This window comes from Pseudomonas sp. Sample_24 (assembly GCF_004307605.1).
Lineage (GTDB): Bacteria > Pseudomonadota > Gammaproteobacteria > Pseudomonadales > Pseudomonadaceae > Aquipseudomonas.
Window position 1 is genome coordinate 24,619 of sequence record NZ_RCNW01000182.1, and the last position, 14,788, is coordinate 39,406.

Sequence of the window (14,788 nt, forward strand, 5' to 3'; positions counted from 1 at the left end):
TTTTCTCACACCAAAGCGTTGCGCTTCGCCATTTCGATGAGTTCGACCAGGGATTTGGCTTTGAGCTTTTGCATAAGACGTTTCTTGTAAGTGCTGACAGTCTTGTTGCTCAGGAACATGCCTTTGGCGATTTCCTTGTTGGTGCGGCCTTGTGCAAAAAGTTGCAATACCATCAGCTCACGGTCGTTGACTGACTTGAATAGTTCCAGTTCGGCCCAGCGAATATCATCACTTCGTACAGGGTTCAGCGCCTCGCTCGGGAAATAGTTGTAACCCGACAATACCGCTTTTATCGCGCTGACCAATTCACTGAGTTCTTCCTGTTTGCATACATAGCCCGAGGCCCCGGATTGCATGCAACGAATACCGAAAAGGGTCGGGCATTGTGCAGTTAAAACCAGTGTTTTCAGCGGAGTGCTCATGGCGTTGAAGCGGGCAAGTACTTCCAGCCCGTCAAGTTTGGGAATGCTGATATCGAGAATGACCAGATCAGGCATGCACTCGCGAACCATTTGCATGGCGTCGACCCCGTTATCGGTTTCGCCAACGACTTTAAAACCTTCGTGTTCCAGCAGCATGCGAACGGCAAGTCGGATGACAGGGTGATCGTCGACGATAAAAACGGAGTTCATAATCAAATCCCATGCGAGCTCAATAAAGCGCGCACCTTAGCTCAGATAGTCGAGGTGACGTACAAACAGCTGCGGCTGTACCTGCAATATAGGAAAGTTCCTACAAGTGATAAAGAATAGCCTTACGTGGTAACTAGGTTTTTGATGAGGGTGAATAAAAGTTACTTTGTATGTTTGTGTTTGGCAGGAAGTTTACTTCGGGGCTTTTACTGCTTTTTTTGACTGTTTTAAATTGGCTTTCAATGGTTATGTCAAGGTCAATAGTTGTATAAATTCAGATTGTTTCAATGGTTTTATCAAGTAACCAAGTAAAGGAAGGTCGTGAATGTTTGCCGAGTTTTCTATGCCATCCAGTTCTGCGGACGTCAGGCTGCTCAGCAGGATTGCTTGCCTGATCATTCCAAGCTCGCTGGCCAGTTTGACCAGCTCGATTCCAGGCATGTCCGGCAGACATTGGTCACACAATAAAATATCGAACGGCTGCTCGGCGCGGTTCATTTCCTGAAACGCACCTTGGGCACAATCGGTTGTAATCAGTCGGGTAAAACCAAAACTTTCTAATAAATATTGTGTTGCCCTGAGCTGAAACGGATGGTCTTCCACCAGCAAGATGCGCAGATTGTCCTTTATCATCTTTACCACGCTTATGATGTTGTACAAAAATAGTCGTGATTGTTTCCTGACAACTCTGAACAATCGATCAGTTCACTCGACATTGGCTGTAGGGATATTCCGCGAACGTTGAATGCTCTTGAGTTATCCGCGGTTAATCGGCCATTACGAATGACGTAATGGCCGATCTGGCTCAGTGACTGGAGCGCCCGGTCATCTCCAGCGCCATATCGCTGGCGTAGCTGTCGGTCATGCCGGCGATGAAGTCGATCATTCGTAGAAACGAGGTGTGTAAAGGGCCATGCGGGTCGGGCGCGTTGTTGCCCAGCAGGTCGAGAATCCGCCGACTCTTGAAGGATGGCGTGCGACCGTCATGCTGCTCCAGTGCCGCACCGCAAAAGGCGTTGAGCAAAATTTCCAACGTGGTGTAGGCACCGATCTCGTGAAAGGTCTTGCGTTTGTCCTGGAAGATTTTTTTGCGCGCCATGTCTTTTGCATTCAGGACGCAACGCTTGGCAGGGCCGTGCATGTGCTCCACCAGATCCCCGGGGAGCGTTCCGGCCAGCAAGGTGTGCTGCTGCTCGACGAAGGCGCGGGCAGCGGCATTGGTCAGGTGCTCGATGGCCTTGCCACGCAAAATCGCCAGTTTGCGCCGACGTGAATCCCTGGGGCCGAGCTGGCGATAGGTTTCCGGCAAATCGTCACCCACCAGGTCCAATAACAGGGACTCGACTTCGGCGTATTCCAGCAACTCCATTTCCAGGCCGTCTTCCAGATCGATCAGCGCGTAGCAGATGTCATCGGCGGCTTCCATCAGGTACACCAGCGGGTGGCGCGCCCAGCGCTGGTCTTCAAGTTGTGGCAGGCCAAGCTTCTGGGCAATCTGCTCCAGGAGCGGCAGCTCGCTTTGATAGCAGCCGAATTTGTGCTTTTTGTAACCCAGCGAATCGGCGTGCTTGGCCGTCCATGGGTATTTCAGGTAGGTGCCGAGCGTGGCGTAGGTCAATCGCGTGCCGCCATCGAACTGGTGGTACTCCAGTTGAGTCAGTACCCGAAAGCCTTGGGCGTTGCCTTCGAAATTGAGGAAGTCATTGCGCTCGGCTTCGCTCATCGCGTCCAGCCAGCCCCGGCCAGCGGCTTGTTGGAACCAGTGGCGAATCGCATCTTCGCCAGAGTGGCCAAACGGTGGGTTGCCGATGTCATGGGCCAGGCAGGCCGATTGAACGACCATTCCCAGGTCGCTGGGGTCGCACCAGTCTGGCAGGGCGTTGCGAATGGTTTCCCCGACGCGCATCCCCAGCGATCGGCCGACGCAACTGACTTCCAGCGAGTGCGTCAGGCGAGTGTGAATGTGGTCGTTGCTGGACACCGGATGAACCTGGGTCTTGCGTCCGAGGCGGCGGAACGCACCTGAGAAAATGATCCGGTCATGGTCTTTGTGAAAAGGGCTGCGGCCGAGCTCTTGCGGGCTATGCAGCGGCTTCCCAAGGCGTTCGCGGGTAAGCAGGGTATGCCAATCCAAGGCTGGTTCTCTCCGTCAGGTGACTGATGAGCCTAGCTTCCCGGTTCACACTGCGACCTGCAAGTGGCACGCGGGATGACCCCCTCGATGAAGAGGTTCATCCCGCATGTTTTTGCTGCGTACAAACAGCAGCGTGGCCGCTACTGTTTGCGCGAGGAGCCTTGCATGACCAGCTTGACCAGAGGTCCCAGGGTGGTGCCCAGTCGAACCAGCCGAGTCAGGCTGCTGATTCCACCGCCATGTTTTGCGCCCTTGCCGGTCAGAAAACCAAGCAAGGTGACGGCGGCCACACCCCACAGTGGAGCGTGCTTGATACCGAAACCGTCCTGCAAATTTTGCGTCATGCCGCGAACACGCTGCAGGGGCTGCAGCAGTTGGCCCGATTCATGGCGGATTTCCTGGCGATGCATTTCCATGCGCAGGCGGATCAGCGCCTTGCGCATTTCCGTACGCGAACTGTTTCTTGGAAGTTCAGGCAGGTTCATGGCAGCAGACGCTCCCGATCATTGGCCAGTTCTTCCAGGGTGCCATGGAAGGGCGAGGATTCATCGAAGATGGCTGCTCTCAAACGCATGCCGCAGAAGATCGCTGCCAGGGTATAGAACACGCAGAGCCCGATGATCGCCGCCAGACGATAGGTGTCCCAGAACAGAATCAGCACCAGCGTTGATAGTCCCACGAGCAACAGCAAGGCAAATACCAACGCCAGGCCTGCAAACAGCAGCAAGCTTACGGTGCGGGCCTTCTGCTCTTGCAACTCGATGCCAAACAGTTCGACGTGACTGTGCAGCAAGCCAAGGAATGCAGCACCCAGGCGCCGCGATGAGGAACTTGGGCTGGTCTCGGGCGAGACGGGGTCACCGATCGCCATAATCAGCGCCGTGTCGCCAGAAGGCCAATGAGGAAACCCACGCCGGCGGCAATCCCGACCGATTGCCAAGGGTTGGCCTGGACATAATCTTCAGTGGCGGTGACGGCAGCTTTGCCGCGTTCGCGCAGGGAGTCTTCAGTCAGTTTCAAGGTTTCCCGTGCCCGCAGAAGACTGTCGTGGATCTGGTCTCGCAGCTCATCCGCCTGATCACCGGCCAGAGACGCGGTGTGCTCGAGCAACCGTTCGGTGTCGCTGACCAGTGTCTGAAAATCGCTCATCAGGATTTCTTGAGCAGTCTTTGCCTTGATGCTGGCCATTGGTGATCTCCATAAGTGGCTTTCTGAAACGTTCGAGTATGAGCCTTGCGCGAAGGTTCAGTACAAATGACTGGTACAACTTTTGCTGTGTCGTGGTGCGCCGGCCTGTCCGCATGCGCTGTTGCTGGGCAAGGTTTGCCTGAAACCATAACTCAAACAATCGAAACCCGCGCGATTTGTCCGGCCCCGATCGGACTTGACGAACCCTGTGCCTCAAAGCGGTTCATCGGGAGTGAGCTAGTCGTTTTGATAGGTCACAACTTGGTGCATGGATTGCCCGCGCGAACTGCTTTGGTGCTTTTTTCAGCCTTAAGGTCTGCCAAATCCATGGAAAATATGCAAAGCGCTGTGGACAGCCTGGTCCATAGTTCCAACACGTTGTTCATTCTCATCGGCGCCGTCATGGTTCTGGCCATGCACGCCGGGTTCGCCTTCCTCGAAGTCGGAACGGTCCGACAAAAAAACCAGGTCAACGCATTGTCGAAAATCCTCAGCGACTTTGCGATTTCAACGTTGGCTTACTTCTTTATAGGCTATTGGATCTCCTACGGTGTCACCTTTATGCAACCGGCGGCGGTGATCAATGCCGACCATGGATACGCTCTGGTGAAGTTTTTCTTTTTGCTGACTTTCGCCGCGGCGATCCCGGCAATCATTTCCGGAGGTATCGCCGAACGGGCGAGATTCGTGCCGCAACTGTGTGCGACGGCACTCATCGTGGCGTTCATTTATCCCTTCTTTGAAGGCATCGTCTGGAATGGCAATTTTGGTTTGCAAGCCTGGTTGCTGGCGCATTTCGGCGCCGGTTTCCACGACTTTGCCGGTTCTGTTGTCGTCCATGCCATGGGCGGCTGGCTGGCACTGGCCGCGGTGTTGTTGCTGGGACCACGCAATGGGCGCTATCGCGAAGGGCGGTTGGTGGCGTTCGCACCGTCGAGTATTCCGTTCCTGGCATTGGGCTCGTGGATTCTCATTGTCGGCTGGTTCGGTTTCAACGTGATGAGTGCGCAAACCTTGCAGGGGGTCAGCGGGCTGGTGGCGATCAACTCCTTGATGGCCATGGTCGGGGGCACAATGGCGGCCCTGATTGTCGGCCGCAACGATCCCGGCTTTCTGCACAACGGCCCATTGGCTGGACTGGTGGCGATCTGCGCCGGTTCCGACCTCATGCATCCGGTGGGAGCACTCGTGACCGGCGCCGTCGCCGGGGCACTGTTTGTCTGGTGTTTTACCGCCGCGCAAAGCAAATGGCATATCGACGATGTGTTGGGTGTCTGGCCGTTGCATGGCCTGTGCGGTGTGTGGGGCGGGATCGCCTGCGGCATCTTCGGCCAGAGCGAATTGGGTGGGCTGGGGGGCGTTAGCCTGATCAGCCAGTTGATCGGCACCGCGTCAGGTGTGATGGTGGCGTTGGCCGGCGGCTTTGCCGTGTACGGCACGATCAAGGCGTTCCACGGTTTGCGACTGAGTCAGGAAGAGGAGTACTACGGCGCGGATTTGTCGGTGCACAAGATCGGTGCTGTCAGTCAGGATTGACCCTTCCACCGCCTTCGGCCCGGGCTGGAAATCGAGCCGGAGGCGGTAGCGGTCCCTGGCTACAGGCCAGATATTACAATGGCTCGACGGTTTTTCAGGGCAGGCCTAGAATGGTCACTTAATTTCTTCGGTTGAGCCCTCATGCTTCCTGAATGTCAGTTGTTCGGCACCCTGGGGTGCCATCTCTGTGAAGTGGCCGAAGCCATGCTGATGGAATTCGTCGAGCGTGGTCTGCTGGTGGAACTGGTGGATATTGCCGACGACGAAACCTGGTTTGCGGCTTACAGTCTGCGCATTCCGGTGTTGCGCCGGGTCGATACAGGGGCTGAACTGGGTTGGCCCTTCAGTGCCGATGATGTGGTGGCATTTTTGCGGTAGAAATTTTCCCGGCACGACGTTCCCGCCTGTCGAACTTTGCGATTGATCCTCTTGGCTTAAAGGATGGTATTCGGATACTGTATGCACATACAGTTATTCGCAATGCAGCCTTGCCGCCGCCGGTTATCGGCCGAAGCGTGCGGGTGCGGGCGTGAGAGGGAAGAATCGTGGTCAATGTCGAGCAATTGAAAAGCAGCGTCAACCTGATGTCGGTGGACGTGGTACGTGAGGCGGTCCTCGAGTTGCGTCTGGACGGTCTGGTAACGGAGGGGAAAACTCCGTTCAACAAGGTCCACTTCAATACCTGTTTTGCAGAAATCGAAGCCTTGTTCCAGCGTGCTGGCTATCACCGGCAACTGGATGTGGTGGGCTATCAGGGCTTGTTGTATGCGCTCTACGATCCGGGGCGTTGGGAGGCGGTCGATGTACTGCGCTGGCTGAAGGAGTACACCGAGGCAGCGGCGCGCAGGCAGATTCCAGCCTGAAGAATCTCTGCTAGGTTCGCCCCCGTTGCTGTTGGATAATGCCGTTCTGCATTGAGGGTTAGAACGTTCGTATGTCCACTTCATCTTTTTCCGCCGCACACAGCCAGGCCAGTACGCTCTATTTGCCACCTGGCCCGTGGCGGACCGTAATCGAATGCCTGTGCGAGCATTTCAGCGCCATCAGTCGTGATCAGTGGCTGGACAGGGTTGCGCGAGGCCGCGTTCTCGATGGGCACGGAGTGCCGATCGCCGTTGATCTGCCGTACAAGGAAGGTTTACGGATTCACTATTTTCGCGAAGTGCCAGACGAAAAAACCATCCCCGTGACGGAGTCGATTCTGTACGCGGATGAGCATCTGGTCGTGGCGGACAAACCGCATTTTCTTCCCGTGACCCCGGCCGGGGAATACGTGGAGCAGACATTGCTGAGACGGCTGATCCGCCGTCTCGATAATCCCCATCTGGTGCCCCTGCATCGCATCGACCGCCATACCGCTGGCCTGGTGCTGTTTTCCGCCAACCCGCAAAGTCGTTCGGCGTATCAGTCCCTGTTTCCAACACGGCAGATCGAAAAACGCTACGAAGCCATTGCCCGGGCATTACCTGATCTGTCTTTTCCGCTGATCCATAAAAGCCGACTGATTGATGGCGAACCGTTTTTCCGCATGCAGGAAGGTCCGGGCATCAGCAACACCGAGACGGCGGTGGAGGTCAGGGAAAAAAATGGCGATCTGTGGCGTTATGGGCTCTATCCGGTGACGGGCAAGAAGCACCAGTTACGGGTCCACATGACAGCTTTGGGCGCCAGCATCTGTAACGATCCGTTTTATCCCCAGGTACTCAAGGACGTGGAAGATGACTACGCCAATCCTTTGAAGCTACTGGCGCAAGGGCTGAAGTTTGTCGATCCGGTCAGTGGAGAGGACCGGGAATTCGAGAGCTCGATCACCCTGCAATGGTGATCCCGGAACTGAAATAGAATTATCGCCCGGGTTTGCAGTCATTTGATCATGCACCACAAATGTGGCGATCAATGATCCCGGAACTGCGACACGCAATCCCGGGACTGTCCAAGCCTGGAGATACTCATGAAACGTACCGTTTTTGCTGGAATGTTCATTTGCGCTGCAATGCTGGCCTCTCCCGTTTTCGCCGCTGACAATGACCTTTGCGCCATCAAGCTTCAGGAGCTCAAGGACAAAGTAACGAGCCTGCCAGCCACATCCGAAAACACCACCATGGAAATCAAGCGGATGCAGGCAAGCGCTGAAGCAGCCCGGGCGGCCAACGATGACAAGAAATGCATCACCGAAGCCACACAAGCGTTGGCCCGGGTCGATAAACTGAACAACGAGCCGAATCCATAGCCCTTCGGTACTCATGAAACAGACAAAAAAATGCCCCGATTAGTCGGGGCATTTTTTTATCCGGTATTCACCGCGAAGATTACAGCTCTTTAACGGTACGAACCTGATCCTTGTTGATGCGGGTCTGTTTGCCATCCAGCTGTTCAAATTCGTAGAAGCCCGAATCATCGTCATATTGTGGCGTGTCGACGGCCTGGATTTCGCGACCGTCATTCAAGGTGATCACTGTAGGCGATGCGCAACCGGCGAGGGTGGCGAGGCCCAGTGCGAGCATGAAAGTGGCCAGGGTCCGTTGAGTCATGGTGTGTCTCCGAAATGAATTCTTTAGGTTACCTGAGCTTGAGACGTGAACGGCGCCTGCAAGTTCCTTGGGTAGTGTCAGTCTGACACAGTGTCGTGCGTGCTTAACAGGTCCGGCGTGTTGAGGTTGGCCAGGCGAGGGTCGTTATCGGGGCACTGCAGGGCAGTAGCGCCCAACTTGCGCATCAATCGCCCCGGGCTTCGTTCGCCCTCTTGCCAGGCACTTTCAAAGTCTGCGCGAAGGGCTACGGGTATGACGCACAGCAACGGTTCCCAGTGTTCGTCATGGCGCAACATCAACGGTTTGTCGGGATGCAGGCTGGCGGTTTCACGCATGCTGGCAAGCAGGGCAGCATCGATGCGGGGAACGTCACATGGCAAGACCAATAAATGCGAATGGCGGGCTGCTTTCAAGCCAGCACGAATGCCGGCCAGCGGCCCAGGAAAGTCGCCTTCGTCGTCATGAACCAACTGGTCGGCGTAGGCAGCGTACTTATCCATGTTGCGATTGCAGGAAATGATCAGGTCATCGCTCAGGGGGCGCGTCTTGCGATGCAAATGCGCGATCAGCGGCTCGCCGTGCCATTCCAGTAACCCTTTGTCCTGTCCGCCCATGCGTTGGCCGCGCCCGCCTGCCAGGAGCAGAATGGAGCAGGACGGCAATTGTGCAATCGAAGTCATGGCAGTTCTCCAGGGGGGCGGCGAAAAAAGGGGGCGCTGTGATATAACACCGGGCTGTTTCTCCTACAACTGGACGAGCCTATGAAAGCCAAGGCTGATGTACCTTTCGCGCCGCTGAACATTGCGGTATTGACGGTCAGCGACACCCGTACCCTGGAAACCGATACATCAGGTCAGGTGTTTGTCGACCGTTTGACGGCGGCCGGCCATAACCTGGCGTGCCGTGTACTGCTCAAAGATGATCTCTACAAAATTCGTGCGCAAGTCGCCAACTGGATTGCCGACGAGGTCGTGCAGGTCGTGCTGATCACTGGCGGCACCGGTTTCACCGGTCGCGACAGTACTCCGGAAGCGGTGAGCTGCCTGCTCGATAAACAAGTTGATGGGTTCGGTGAACTGTTCCGCCAGATCTCCGTAGCGGACATCGGCACGTCTACGGTCCAGTCCCGCGCCTTGGCTGGCCTGGCGAATGGCACGCTGGTCTGCTGCTTGCCTGGTTCGACCAATGCGGTGCGTACCGGTTGGGACGGCATTCTTGGCGAGCAGTTGGATTCACGCCATCGCCCATGCAACTTCGTCACTCATTTGAAACAGGCAGCCCCTTGTGAATCCCGTGGGTAAGCCGGGCAAGACCGGTAGCCTGATGCCCGTTGAGGCAGCACTGGCGCGGTTACTGGAAATGGCGGACGCCACGAGAATTCTTCAACGTGAACGCTTGCCGTTGGCTCAGGTTCAGGGTCGTGTGTTGGCGGATGATCTGCTGTCGACGCTGGATCTCCCGCCGTGGCCGAACAGTGCCATGGATGGCTATGCGCTACGTATTGCTGACTGGACCGGAGAACCACTGGTTGTCAGCCAGAAAATTTTTGCAGGCAAGGTTCCCGAGCCCTTGCAGCCAGGCACCTGTGCCCGGATATTCACCGGGGCGCCTGTTCCCGCCGGCGCCGATTGTGTCGAGATGCAGGAAAACGCTGAAGTCCAGTCGGACGAGCGAGTAGCGTTTACCGAAGTCATGAACCCCGGGCAAAACATTCGACCACAGGGCCAGGAAACGACTGTCGGAGAACTGGTTTTGCCAGCGGGTACGCGCCTGGGGCCGATCGAGCAAGGTTTGGCTGCGTCGTTGGGTTGTGCTGAGCTGGATGTGGTTCGCAAGATCCGCGTCGCGGTTCTGTCCACTGGCGACGAGTTGATTGAGCCAGGTCAAGCATTAGGCCCAGGGCAGATCTATAACAGTAACCGCGTGCTGCTCTGCAGTTGGCTGCAGCGTTTGGGTTGTGAAGTGGTCGATGCCGGTATTCTTCCAGACGATCTTGTCACCACGCGCGCGCGACTCGGCGAACTGAAAGATGTCGATTTGATTCTCTCGACCGGCGGTGTATCTGTGGGTGAGGCCGATTTTCTGGGCATTGCCTTGCGGGAAGAGGGTGAGTTGAGTTTGTGGAAGCTCGCTATCAAACCGGGCAAGCCGCTGACATTCGGACATTTTCGTGGTGTTCCGGTCATCGGTCTGCCGGGTAACCCGGCGTCGACGCTCGTGACCTTCGCCTTGTTGACCAGGCCTTATCTTTTGCGTCGTCTGGGCGTCAAGGATGTCGCGCCGTTGAACGTGCAAGTGCAATGCGGGTTTGACTGGCCCATTGCAGGCAATCGACGCGAATACTTGCGCGGTCGCCTTGAGAACGGTCGGGCGATCATCTACAAAAATCAGAGCTCTGGCGTGCTGCGCAGTGCCGCCTGGGCTGATGGACTGGTTGAAGTCATGGAAGGGCGCACGTTGGTCGCAGGTGATAGCGTTAGTTTCATTCCGTTGAGTGAAGTATTGATTTGATTCTCGCGGCAATGAAAGCTCGCAAGCCCGGTTGACGAAACCGGGTTTTGCGTTTGGGTGGCTTAATGAGCCAGCAGCAGTGTGACAAGCTGATCGAAGCGACTGTTGGCGATCCAGCCAAGCAGTCCCAGGACCACCGCCGTTCCGCCCGCGGAATAGGCGAGTCTGTGTTTTATTGACCTGACGTCATTGCGCACTTCTTCCATGTCCTTGCGAATGTATTTCAGGTGTGTCTCCAGCTCGATGACGCGAGGTTCCATATCGACTTCTCCCTTGGGGTTTTTGCTGCTTGCGAAATCCGTCATCTGATCAGTGCGTTGTGCAGCGTTGGGCACGACCGGCATCACTGGAAGCCTGATGTCATGGTTTTGCATGGCACGTCCTTGTGTTTGTCCTGCTGCTGAGTGAAATCCGTAGACACCAAGGTGTACCAATCACAGGTATTGGTCAATTGAGCGGATTCCTAAGGTTTTGTGGGAAAAATCCCGTCTTGCAGGGCTTCTAGGGCGCCCGTCTGGAAAAAGATCGTCAGCGTGCAACTTTTAGTGGGGGCAAGGAGGTCAACATCTTCCATACGCCATTCAATTCCGGGAGTGAACACCATGAGTGAACGCAAGGCGCTGTTGATTCTGCATGGCAAGCAGGCGCTCAACGAGGATGTGCGCGCTGCCGTTGAAGCCAGGCGTGAACAGGGTTGGGAGCTCGCCGTTCGATTGACCTGGGAAGCTGGCGATGCGCAGCGCCTGGTGGAAGAGGCACTGGCCGCGGGTTACCCGAAAATCGTTGCGGGCGGGGGCGACGGCACCTTGCGTGATATTGCCGAGGCCATGGCCGCGCAGTCGACGCAGGCAAGCCTGGTGCTGATGCCTCTTGGAACGGCCAATGACTTTGCACGCGCCGCTGGCGTTCCTCTGGAACCTGCGCTGGCTCTGGATCTACTGGACGTCGCTGCGAGTTCCATCGATCTGGGCGAGGTCGGTGGGCAAGTCTTTCTCAACATGGCTACGGGGGGATTCGGCAGTCAGGTCACAGCCAATACTTCCGAGGACCTGAAAAAGGTGCTCGGTGGTGCGGCCTATCTGTTCACCGGTTTGTCACGGTTCAGTGAGCTGCACGCCGCTTACGGTGAACTGCAGGGGCCGGACTTTCATTGGAGCGGAGAGCTGCTGGCCCTGGGCATCGGCAATGGCCGGCAGGCTGGCGGCGGACATGAATTATGCCCGCAAGCCCTGGCGGACGATGGACTGCTCGATATCAGCATTTTGCCAGCGCCACAGGAAGTGGTCGGGACCTTGAAAAGCTTGCTGACGGATGGATTCGGCATCGATAGCATGTTTGTTCGCGCCCGACTGCCGTGGGTCGAGATCAAGGTGGCTGAGGGGTTGTACATCAACCTCGATGGCGAACCGCTGGAGGGTGACAATCTGCGCTTCTGCGCGCAGCCGGGAGCATTGCGAGTGCATCTGCCGGTCGACTCTCCATTGTTGAGCGTAAATGAGGTCGTCAATCGTCCAGACTGATGATTTGCTCGCGCACGGCAAACAACACCAGGCCAGCCACATCGTAGATCTGCAGGCGCTTCATGATTTGCGAGCGGTGGGTCTCGACCGTCTTGACGCTCAAGCCCAAGCCGTTGGCAATTTCCCGAGTGGATTTCCCGCGAACGATCAGGCGCAGGATTTCCAGTTGGCGGGCGGTCAGGTTGTGCGAGTCTGCCGGGGCCGGGTGTTTCTGGTTGCGGGTCAGTGCCTGGTTGATCACGGTATGGGCGATCGCCGGGCTGAGGTAGCGTTCATTGTTACGCAAGGCTTGCAGCGCATGCTCCAGTTCAGTAGCCGTCGTGTCTTTGAGTAAATAGCCGTGGGCCCCGGATTCGAGCGCCTGCATGATCAGCGCGGGGTCAGTGTGCATCGACAGGATCAGCACCTTGCTTTGCGGGCGAATCCTTTTGAGTTGCTGCAAGGCTTCAAGGCCGCCGGTCTGCTTCATGGAAATATCCAGCAGGACGATATCCGGGGACAGGTGTTCGACCATCGCGAGCAATTGTGAGCCGTCATTGGCCTCGCCAATGACGTCGTAGCCAGGAAGGTCCAGCACCAGGGCGCGCACGCCAGCCCTGATCAGCGAGTGGTCATCCACCAGAAGTAAGTGACAAGTCAATGCATAACCTTATTCGTACTGGCCCGCTCAAGCGCACGGGGCGCCCAGGGGAAGAGTGCTTGGATTTGCGTGCCTTTGCCAGGCTCGCTGGTAACGGTCAATGTACCGCCCAGCTGGCTGATCCGCTCCGACATTCCAGCCATTCCGCGCTGCCCCTCGCGGCCCGGATCAATGGCAGGCGCAAAACCTTGGCCGTCATCACTGATCAACAAGCTCAATCCCTGGGGCAAGCGTTTAAGACACACCAGCAGATTCTTTGCCTCGGCATGCCGCAGCATATTGGTGACGGCTTCCTGGGTAATGCGAAATGCCGCGACGGCCATTTCTTCCGGTATGCCGGTCAGGCGTTGATGGCATTCCAGGCTCCAATGCACCGGGGAGTTGGCCAGCGTCTTGAGTAAATGCGCGCGCAGACTGGCTTCGAGGCCCAGGCTGGTCAGTTGCCGAGGATTGAGGATGGCCGATACGTCGCGCACTTTGGCGAGCGTCTCCTCCAGCGTGTCGCAAAGTACCGCACATTGCCCCTGAAGCTCTTCCGGCATTCGGCGTTTGAGCCAGTCACTTTGCAGTTTTGCAGCAGTCAGCAATTGGCCGATGTCGTCATGCAGCTCCCGACTCAGGCGATGGCGCTCGTTCTCCTGAACTTGCAGGAGTCGGTCGGCGAGTTCTTGCGGTTGAAACTTGATCGACTTGCGCGACAGGCGATATTGCACCCAGACACAGCCAAGTGCCGCGATATCCAGTATCAGCAGGCCGAGGGGCAGGCGAGTGGACAGGCCATAGATGAGCAGACTGCCGAGCGTCGAGCTGGCACATAGCAATAGCGTGAACCGGCGAGCGTTTTCTCGTGAGGGTGGCCACATGGTGATTGACTTGAAACTGGCGTACATAGCGGATGGAGCCAATGGAGGTTCGCTGCGGGCAGACCGGTCATGGCTGACGGATCTCTGTTTTGTAGTGTCATGCATGGACTTCAACGGGACGTACTATCTGAATGAGAAATCCAGGATGGAACTTGGTCGTTGCAGTCACCCACAATCACATCGCCATTAATTGACGTCAACTAATGGGCGCCATAATAACACCGAACATACCGTTGGTCGCGCTTGGGTTATATGTCCAGGAAGTCAGGAAACAGTCCGTTTTGTACGGTAGTTCCATGTTGGGAAATGTGTGGTCGCTGCTGTCACCGGTTCCCCTTGAACATAGGGGTTTGGATCCATTTGCGCCAAGCGACGCTCTGAACGAGCTGGCAGGAAAAACGCAGGAATAATGGTTTGTTCGAAGATGTCGTTAATGGGTACGTAATGTTCAATTACGACCTGTACTTGGCTAGGTTATATAGCACCGTTGGCCACAAACACATGGAGTTGCGCTCTATTGATGACATTCAAGCCTGGCGTTCCATATAGGAAACGAGTGTAAACGGTCTGGAATTAACCGCAGGCTGGAAATGCTGCTGACCGACCTGGAAGGCGAACGCTTCGATCAGGGTCGTCTGTTCGCTTTCGTCGAGACTGAGTTGGCCGGTCTTCTGATCGATCAACTCAAGTTGCCAGGCGATCAACGTCAGGCAGTCCTTGAGTGCGGCCAGGGCTTCGTCGTGCAGATCCATGTGATGCTGCGCATGATTGAGCAAGCCGTGGATGTGCAACGAAAACTCTGAAACGGCCGCCAGTGCGAGGGCATCGGCCTTGCTGGCGAGCTTGAGAAGGGTGCTGAGCAAGCAGTCGATGGCGTCCTTGTCATTGCTGATCAGTTGCAGGTGACTGAGGCATTCTTCGGTTTTGGCCAGGAGGGTTTCGGCTTCGACAAGAAACTCCGGGACCCGCTTTGCCCATTCTGTGCGATTGTTCGGCATGCTTATCTCCACAACGTCATGTCAAATGAGGGGATGTCGTGTGTGTCGACGAGGACGATTGTCGCCCCGGCGTAACCGGGTCGTCGTGAGATCGCGCTCTGGCCGGCAGGAGAGCAGGCTGGAGAAGTCAAAAGGGTAGCTGGCCACTTACTTGCGATCGCACACAAAAGCCTGACTCCGTTCATGCAATGAGAATGGCGTCACATTAATGGCTATTGGATATCGCGAATATCAG

20 protein-coding genes are annotated in these 14,788 nt (G+C 56.3%); 8 read left to right on the top strand and 12 right to left on the bottom strand.

Annotated features, from left to right (window positions below; translation table 11 throughout):
* Positions 1 to 5: 5 nt before the first annotated feature.
* The 6 genes from D8V06_RS09435 to D8V06_RS09460 all read right to left on the bottom strand — a co-directional run bounded on the left by D8V06_RS09435 (position 6) and on the right by D8V06_RS09460 (position 3,954).
* Positions 6 to 632, bottom strand: coding sequence for a response regulator transcription factor (locus D8V06_RS09435; protein WP_056856374.1), 627 nt, complete (start codon positions 630 to 632; stop codon positions 6 to 8).
* Positions 633 to 878: 246 nt separating this feature from the next.
* Positions 879 to 1,265: a response regulator gene (locus D8V06_RS09440; RefSeq protein ID WP_056856887.1), complete on the bottom strand. Its 387-nt coding sequence runs from the start codon at positions 1,263 to 1,265 to the stop codon at positions 879 to 881.
* Between the two features lie 172 nt (positions 1,266 to 1,437).
* A complete protein-coding gene (locus tag D8V06_RS09445; protein ID WP_130930857.1) occupies positions 1,438 to 2,766 on the bottom strand; it encodes a deoxyguanosinetriphosphate triphosphohydrolase in 1,329 nt (442 codons plus the stop codon).
* Between the two features lie 140 nt (positions 2,767 to 2,906).
* Positions 2,907 to 3,251, bottom strand: a complete 345-nt coding sequence (locus D8V06_RS09450) for a hypothetical protein (RefSeq protein WP_056856372.1) — start codon at positions 3,249 to 3,251, stop codon at positions 2,907 to 2,909.
* Positions 3,248 to 3,637, bottom strand: a complete 390-nt coding sequence (locus D8V06_RS09455; RefSeq protein ID WP_056856371.1) for a phage holin family protein — start codon at positions 3,635 to 3,637, stop codon at positions 3,248 to 3,250. Before D8V06_RS09455 ends, D8V06_RS09450 begins: the two co-directional genes overlap by 4 nt.
* Positions 3,638 to 3,639: 2 nt before the next feature.
* Positions 3,640 to 3,954 (bottom strand): YqjD family protein, encoded by a 315-nt coding sequence (locus D8V06_RS09460; protein ID WP_008055105.1) that lies wholly within the window; start codon positions 3,952 to 3,954, stop codon positions 3,640 to 3,642.
* Positions 3,955 to 4,281: 327 nt separating this feature from the next.
* On the opposite strand from D8V06_RS09460, the gene D8V06_RS09465 reads away from it, so the two are divergent.
* The 5 genes from D8V06_RS09465 (at position 4,282) to D8V06_RS09485 (ending at position 7,720) form a co-directional block, all read left to right on the top strand.
* The gene (locus D8V06_RS09465) at positions 4,282 to 5,490 is read left to right on the top strand and encodes an ammonium transporter (protein ID WP_056856370.1); all 1,209 of its coding nucleotides are present in this window, start codon (positions 4,282 to 4,284) and stop codon (positions 5,488 to 5,490) included.
* Between the two features lie 141 nt (positions 5,491 to 5,631).
* Positions 5,632 to 5,868, top strand: a complete 237-nt coding sequence (locus D8V06_RS09470) for a glutaredoxin family protein (RefSeq protein WP_056856369.1) — start codon at positions 5,632 to 5,634, stop codon at positions 5,866 to 5,868.
* A 167-nt stretch (positions 5,869 to 6,035) separates the two neighbouring features.
* On the top strand, positions 6,036 to 6,353 hold the full coding sequence (locus D8V06_RS09475; protein WP_056856368.1) for a hypothetical protein: 318 nt from the start codon (positions 6,036 to 6,038) through the stop codon (positions 6,351 to 6,353).
* Between the two features lie 71 nt (positions 6,354 to 6,424).
* On the top strand, positions 6,425 to 7,315 hold the full coding sequence (locus D8V06_RS09480) for a pseudouridine synthase (protein ID WP_056856367.1): 891 nt from the start codon (positions 6,425 to 6,427) through the stop codon (positions 7,313 to 7,315).
* Between the two features lie 126 nt (positions 7,316 to 7,441).
* Positions 7,442 to 7,720 carry a hypothetical protein gene (locus D8V06_RS09485; RefSeq protein ID WP_056856366.1) on the top strand — a complete coding sequence of 93 codons (279 nt, stop codon included), beginning with the start codon at positions 7,442 to 7,444 and terminating at the stop codon, positions 7,718 to 7,720.
* A gap of 79 nt (positions 7,721 to 7,799) precedes the next feature.
* Here the strand turns inward: D8V06_RS09485 and D8V06_RS09490 are convergent, their stop codons facing one another.
* Together D8V06_RS09490 and mobA are read right to left on the bottom strand one after the other, a co-directional pair.
* Positions 7,800 to 8,021 (bottom strand): YgdI/YgdR family lipoprotein, encoded by a 222-nt coding sequence (locus tag D8V06_RS09490; RefSeq protein WP_056856365.1) that lies wholly within the window; start codon positions 8,019 to 8,021, stop codon positions 7,800 to 7,802.
* A 77-nt stretch (positions 8,022 to 8,098) separates the two neighbouring features.
* On the bottom strand, positions 8,099 to 8,701 hold the full coding sequence (gene mobA / locus D8V06_RS09495; protein ID WP_130904083.1) for a molybdenum cofactor guanylyltransferase MobA: 603 nt from the start codon (positions 8,699 to 8,701) through the stop codon (positions 8,099 to 8,101).
* 81 nt (positions 8,702 to 8,782) lie between these two features.
* Here mobA and moaB point away from each other — a divergent pair, with 81 nt between their 5' ends.
* Together moaB and glp are read left to right on the top strand one after the other, a co-directional pair.
* Complete coding sequence (gene moaB, locus D8V06_RS09500; RefSeq protein WP_046816112.1) at positions 8,783 to 9,322, top strand: molybdenum cofactor biosynthesis protein B; 540 nt, start codon at positions 8,783 to 8,785, stop codon at positions 9,320 to 9,322.
* Positions 9,306 to 10,532 carry a gephyrin-like molybdotransferase Glp gene (gene glp, locus D8V06_RS09505; RefSeq protein ID WP_130930858.1) on the top strand — a complete coding sequence of 409 codons (1,227 nt, stop codon included), beginning with the start codon at positions 9,306 to 9,308 and terminating at the stop codon, positions 10,530 to 10,532. Before moaB ends, glp begins: the two co-directional genes overlap by 17 nt.
* 62 nt (positions 10,533 to 10,594) lie before the next feature.
* Here the strand turns inward: glp and D8V06_RS09510 are convergent, their stop codons facing one another.
* Positions 10,595 to 10,906 (bottom strand): hypothetical protein, encoded by a 312-nt coding sequence (locus D8V06_RS09510; protein ID WP_130930859.1) that lies wholly within the window; start codon positions 10,904 to 10,906, stop codon positions 10,595 to 10,597.
* Positions 10,907 to 11,134: 228 nt separating this feature from the next.
* Here D8V06_RS09510 and yegS point away from each other — a divergent pair, with 228 nt between their 5' ends.
* Positions 11,135 to 12,052, top strand: coding sequence for a lipid kinase YegS (gene yegS / locus D8V06_RS09515; protein ID WP_056856361.1), 918 nt, complete (start codon positions 11,135 to 11,137; stop codon positions 12,050 to 12,052).
* Here yegS and D8V06_RS09520 read toward each other — a convergent pair.
* The 3 genes from D8V06_RS09520 to D8V06_RS09530 all read right to left on the bottom strand — a co-directional run bounded on the left by D8V06_RS09520 (position 12,036) and on the right by D8V06_RS09530 (position 14,553).
* Positions 12,036 to 12,692 (bottom strand): response regulator transcription factor, encoded by a 657-nt coding sequence (locus D8V06_RS09520; protein WP_130904081.1) that lies wholly within the window; start codon positions 12,690 to 12,692, stop codon positions 12,036 to 12,038. The genes yegS and D8V06_RS09520 overlap by 17 nt on opposite strands.
* The gene (locus D8V06_RS09525; protein WP_056856359.1) at positions 12,689 to 13,582 is read right to left on the bottom strand and encodes a sensor histidine kinase; all 894 of its coding nucleotides are present in this window, start codon (positions 13,580 to 13,582) and stop codon (positions 12,689 to 12,691) included. The genes D8V06_RS09520 and D8V06_RS09525 overlap by 4 nt, the downstream gene beginning before the upstream one ends.
* Positions 13,583 to 14,082: 500 nt before the next feature.
* Entirely contained in the window at positions 14,083 to 14,553 is a 471-nt protein-coding gene (locus D8V06_RS09530) for a hypothetical protein (RefSeq protein WP_130904080.1), read from the bottom strand.
* Positions 14,554 to 14,788: the final 235 nt, after the last annotated feature.

Coding starts and splice junctions, on each gene's coding strand:
- D8V06_RS09450 (WP_056856372.1), bottom strand. CDS start 3,251: ATGAACCTGCCTGAACTTCCAAGAAACAGTTCGCGTACGGAAATGCGC.
- moaB (WP_046816112.1), top strand. CDS start 8,783: ATGAAAGCCAAGGCTGATGTACCTTTCGCGCCGCTGAACATTGCGGTA.
- D8V06_RS09480 (WP_056856367.1), top strand. CDS start 6,425: ATGTCCACTTCATCTTTTTCCGCCGCACACAGCCAGGCCAGTACGCTC.
- D8V06_RS09530 (WP_130904080.1), bottom strand. CDS start 14,553: ATGCCGAACAATCGCACAGAATGGGCAAAGCGGGTCCCGGAGTTTCTT.
- mobA (WP_130904083.1), bottom strand. CDS start 8,701: ATGACTTCGATTGCACAATTGCCGTCCTGCTCCATTCTGCTCCTGGCA.
- D8V06_RS09485 (WP_056856366.1), top strand. CDS start 7,442: ATGAAACGTACCGTTTTTGCTGGAATGTTCATTTGCGCTGCAATGCTG.
- D8V06_RS09440 (WP_056856887.1), bottom strand. CDS start 1,265: ATGATAAAGGACAATCTGCGCATCTTGCTGGTGGAAGACCATCCGTTT.
- D8V06_RS09510 (WP_130930859.1), bottom strand. CDS start 10,906: ATGCAAAACCATGACATCAGGCTTCCAGTGATGCCGGTCGTGCCCAAC.
- D8V06_RS09525 (WP_056856359.1), bottom strand. CDS start 13,582: ATGTACGCCAGTTTCAAGTCAATCACCATGTGGCCACCCTCACGAGAA.
- D8V06_RS09435 (WP_056856374.1), bottom strand. CDS start 632: ATGAACTCCGTTTTTATCGTCGACGATCACCCTGTCATCCGACTTGCC.
- D8V06_RS09465 (WP_056856370.1), top strand. CDS start 4,282: ATGGAAAATATGCAAAGCGCTGTGGACAGCCTGGTCCATAGTTCCAAC.
- D8V06_RS09455 (WP_056856371.1), bottom strand. CDS start 3,637: ATGGCGATCGGTGACCCCGTCTCGCCCGAGACCAGCCCAAGTTCCTCA.
- D8V06_RS09470 (WP_056856369.1), top strand. CDS start 5,632: ATGCTTCCTGAATGTCAGTTGTTCGGCACCCTGGGGTGCCATCTCTGT.
- D8V06_RS09460 (WP_008055105.1), bottom strand. CDS start 3,954: ATGGCCAGCATCAAGGCAAAGACTGCTCAAGAAATCCTGATGAGCGAT.
- D8V06_RS09490 (WP_056856365.1), bottom strand. CDS start 8,021: ATGACTCAACGGACCCTGGCCACTTTCATGCTCGCACTGGGCCTCGCC.
- yegS (WP_056856361.1), top strand. CDS start 11,135: ATGAGTGAACGCAAGGCGCTGTTGATTCTGCATGGCAAGCAGGCGCTC.